This window comes from Candidatus Obscuribacterales bacterium (genome assembly GCA_036703605.1).
Classification (GTDB): domain Bacteria; phylum Cyanobacteriota; class Cyanobacteriia; order RECH01; family RECH01; genus RECH01.
This window is the reverse complement of sequence record DATNRH010001159.1, coordinates 1-2883: the sequence shown is the minus strand read 5'-3', so window position 1 is coordinate 2883 and position 2883 is coordinate 1. Positions and strand designations below refer to the sequence as shown.

Sequence of the window (2883 nt, the reverse complement as noted above, 5' to 3'; positions counted from 1 at the left end):
CCGTCCCAATCCTCCCAGTCTTCTAAGTCGTCGTCTGCATCGCTATCAGCACGATCTAAGTCGTCAACGTCTGGATCATCGGCATGGCGATCGCGCCAAGCTTGCCAGGCAGCGGCCCGATCTCGGTCATAGTCGTCAAAGCGTGGGTCGTCGTAGACTGAGACGTTCTGTGAGGCATCCTGGTATGGATCGTCGTATAGCGAGTCTTCCTCACGATCGTTGTAGACGTCGTTGTCTAGGTCTGAGATTTCGTCATCCAAGTCTTCGTAACCTGGCTCTGTATAGGCGACTCGCGGCTCGTCGTCGTTGGTTTGCCAGTCATCCCAGACGGCAGATTCTTGCACCGGCTGATCCAGCTCGGGATCAGGGGTCACATAGGTGTAGGTTGGCCGACCATAGTCGCGACTCTCCAGCGGCTCGTCGTAGGACGACTGACGTGAGGTTGCCGATGGCTCGGCGGTACTGCTAATCACCTCTGCATCCGTTACGAGGGGCTCCCGCCGATCGCTCTTGGGTACACCGCTCTGCCAAGCTTCCCAAGACTCCCAAGACTCCGGCGATCGCTGCCACGGGGTATCCCAGGTTTCCCCCCAGGTTTGTGATGCTCGTTGGGAGGCTCGGGAGGTGCGATCGCGCTTCGTTGACCGTGGTTCAGAAGGCGGACTGCCGGCCCGATCCCTTGGTTCTTGATTCCAGCGTTGAGAGGGGGGCGATCGCCGGGGGGCAGGTTCATTGGGCGCTGTCCAGCGTTCAGTAGGACGCTTTGCATCCGCTTGAAAAAGCCCCATAAGCATGAGAGCCGTGACAACGCCACAGCCCATAGCCCCTAAGACCCATACGGATAGGGGCAAGGCTAGGGAGATTCGGCCCAGCAAAATGAGCGGCACGGAATAAGACCAGTTTTGCACCGCAAATAGGATCAGCCCAGCCCCTAGTCCTAGCCCTAGCAATCGGTTAAACGTGACCATTCCCCTGAATTATGACAACTAGTTCCAGTCTAGCGGCTTGGATCCGGCGATCGACAGATGCCAAATACCGACGTATAGCCGTGGAGGAAGGTTGTATTGCCCACAGGGCCTACTTCGCCGTTGCAAAAAAAGCCGCTCAGGGGTGTATCAACGAGGTAGCGATGGAAGAGCCGAGAATCCACATTGGGTTGTCCATATAGCCCTTCCCCGCGGCCGAGGCAGGCAAAGATCAGGGCACCAATGGGCGAACTGCCTTGATGATCCTGGTTTTGATATTGGGTGAATAGGTCTTCCATATCGTCAATCGACGTTTGGGCATCCCGTAGATGAAACTGCACCCGCTGCCCTGGCCGTACCCGATCCCCAATGGCGATCGCTCCCACTTTGGGATCCACGCCAATCAGGTTGCGAATGAGGAAGTCGCCCTGACCCAGCTTTTCCTTAAATTCATTCTGGGCGATGCCGATAAAGAGGGAATTTTGCGCCAGCATCTGATCGTCCTCGCTCAGATCCCGGATTAGCATCTGCAAAGTCTCCAAGGGGGTCTTGCCAACGTCACACCCCCCAGCCATGTCATCCGCCTCTAGTTCTAGAAGAATATTGCGCTCCCCCTGCACGACTCGATAGGGAAAGCCAATGGGGCGACAACCCTGGGCCACAATGGCATCAATGACAATATTGCCACTGAGTGCTAAACCCACAATGCCCTCGTCATAGAACTCGTAGTTGCAAAATAGACCACATTGCCCGGTGACCGAGCCGGTGCTGGCTAGTCCACCAATTTTCACGGAGCCTGGGTAGGCAAAGTCCAAACCCTGCAACAGGTCATTGATCCCCGGTGCAAAGGGCTCTGATAGCAAAATGAACTGGGGGTGATCCGCTGGCGATACTCCGACCAGATCCACCCAGGCATCCGGCGCGGCATCCGGGTCGGGTAGGAGTTCAGAGTCTAGGTGAAAGGCTTCGACCTTCACGCCGGGTAGGTGGGCTAAGGTGAGGCTGAGGGCGGCTTCCCCTTCCACCTCCTGAGCAGCGTCGCGGGTGGTGGATTGTCCAATCACCCCGCCGCCACTGCCGCCGACAATCGTGGTTACATCAAGGTACTCGCGCAAGAGCGGCATCAGACGCGGAAATTCACTGGCGTAGGCAGACGAGATGAAAACAATCGCTAGGTCGGCGGGTGTCTTCAACTGCTGGGTTGCGTTTTCAACGACCTCCTGAATAGCGGCTTCAAGGGAGGGGCGGGTGGAGAGGGCGTTGGCCCATTTCATAGGATCAGTCATAGTACTAGTTCGCCGAGTCACAATACGAACTGTCGTAGCGTTCTCCCTATTCTCTAGGAAAACGGGTCAACAGAGAAGTTAAGAGCTCTGAGGCGTTGATCAATCCCATGCAAGATCAAGCCCTTCTCAGCGATCGCCTTCCGGTGAGTTTGGTAACATTATTGACGAGCAGAGGGGCGATCGCACAGTAGCATAGGGATTAGGAGGGGTTGGGTCTCTCTGTCTACAGCGAATGATCTAGAGTCTAGCCACGGCAAATCTAAAGATAATAGGATTGCCATTTGTGGAGGCTAAATGCGTGAATGGGTTCTAGGGTCAGCCGTTACACGGCAGGGTTCGGGGTTTTCACATTCACGACCTCGAAGGTTTCAGACTAAGATAGTCCAGGGTAGACCACCCACATGTACTGAGATAAGTCATAACCATAACGAAAAGCTATGAGCGATATCCACAACCAAATTGAGCAAGAACGTGAACAGGCACGGGCCGTATGCAGCACTGAAGGTGCTTCCTCTGGGGAATGTGCTGCTGCATGGGACGCTGTAGAAGAACTGCAAGCTGAAGCAGCCCACAAAAGGAGCAAAGAACAGCCCAAAACTTCGTTTGACCAATATTGCGACGAGAACCCTGAA

At 55.3% G+C, this 2883-nt stretch carries 3 protein-coding genes; 1 reads left to right on the top strand and 2 read right to left on the bottom strand.

Translation table 11 applies throughout. From position 1 onward, the window contains the following. Positions 1 to 968: hypothetical protein (locus tag V6D20_23955; GenBank protein HEY9818835.1), on the bottom strand; the 968-nt coding region annotated here is incomplete at its 3' end. Between the two features lie 29 nt (positions 969 to 997). After that, positions 998 to 2239, bottom strand: coding sequence for an FIST N-terminal domain-containing protein (locus V6D20_23950; protein ID HEY9818834.1), 1242 nt, complete (start codon positions 2237 to 2239; stop codon positions 998 to 1000). Between the two features lie 449 nt (positions 2240 to 2688). Between V6D20_23950 and V6D20_23945 the strand changes: the two genes are divergently transcribed. Then, positions 2689 to 2883 (top strand): Calvin cycle protein CP12 (locus V6D20_23945; GenBank protein ID HEY9818833.1); only part of this gene is annotated, 195 nt, incomplete at its 3' end.

What these genes read in the sequence shown, in the direction of transcription:
- V6D20_23950 (HEY9818834.1), bottom strand. Translation starts at nt 2,239, where the DNA reads ATGAAATGGGCCAACGCCCTCTCCACCCGCCCCTCCCTTGAAGCCGCT.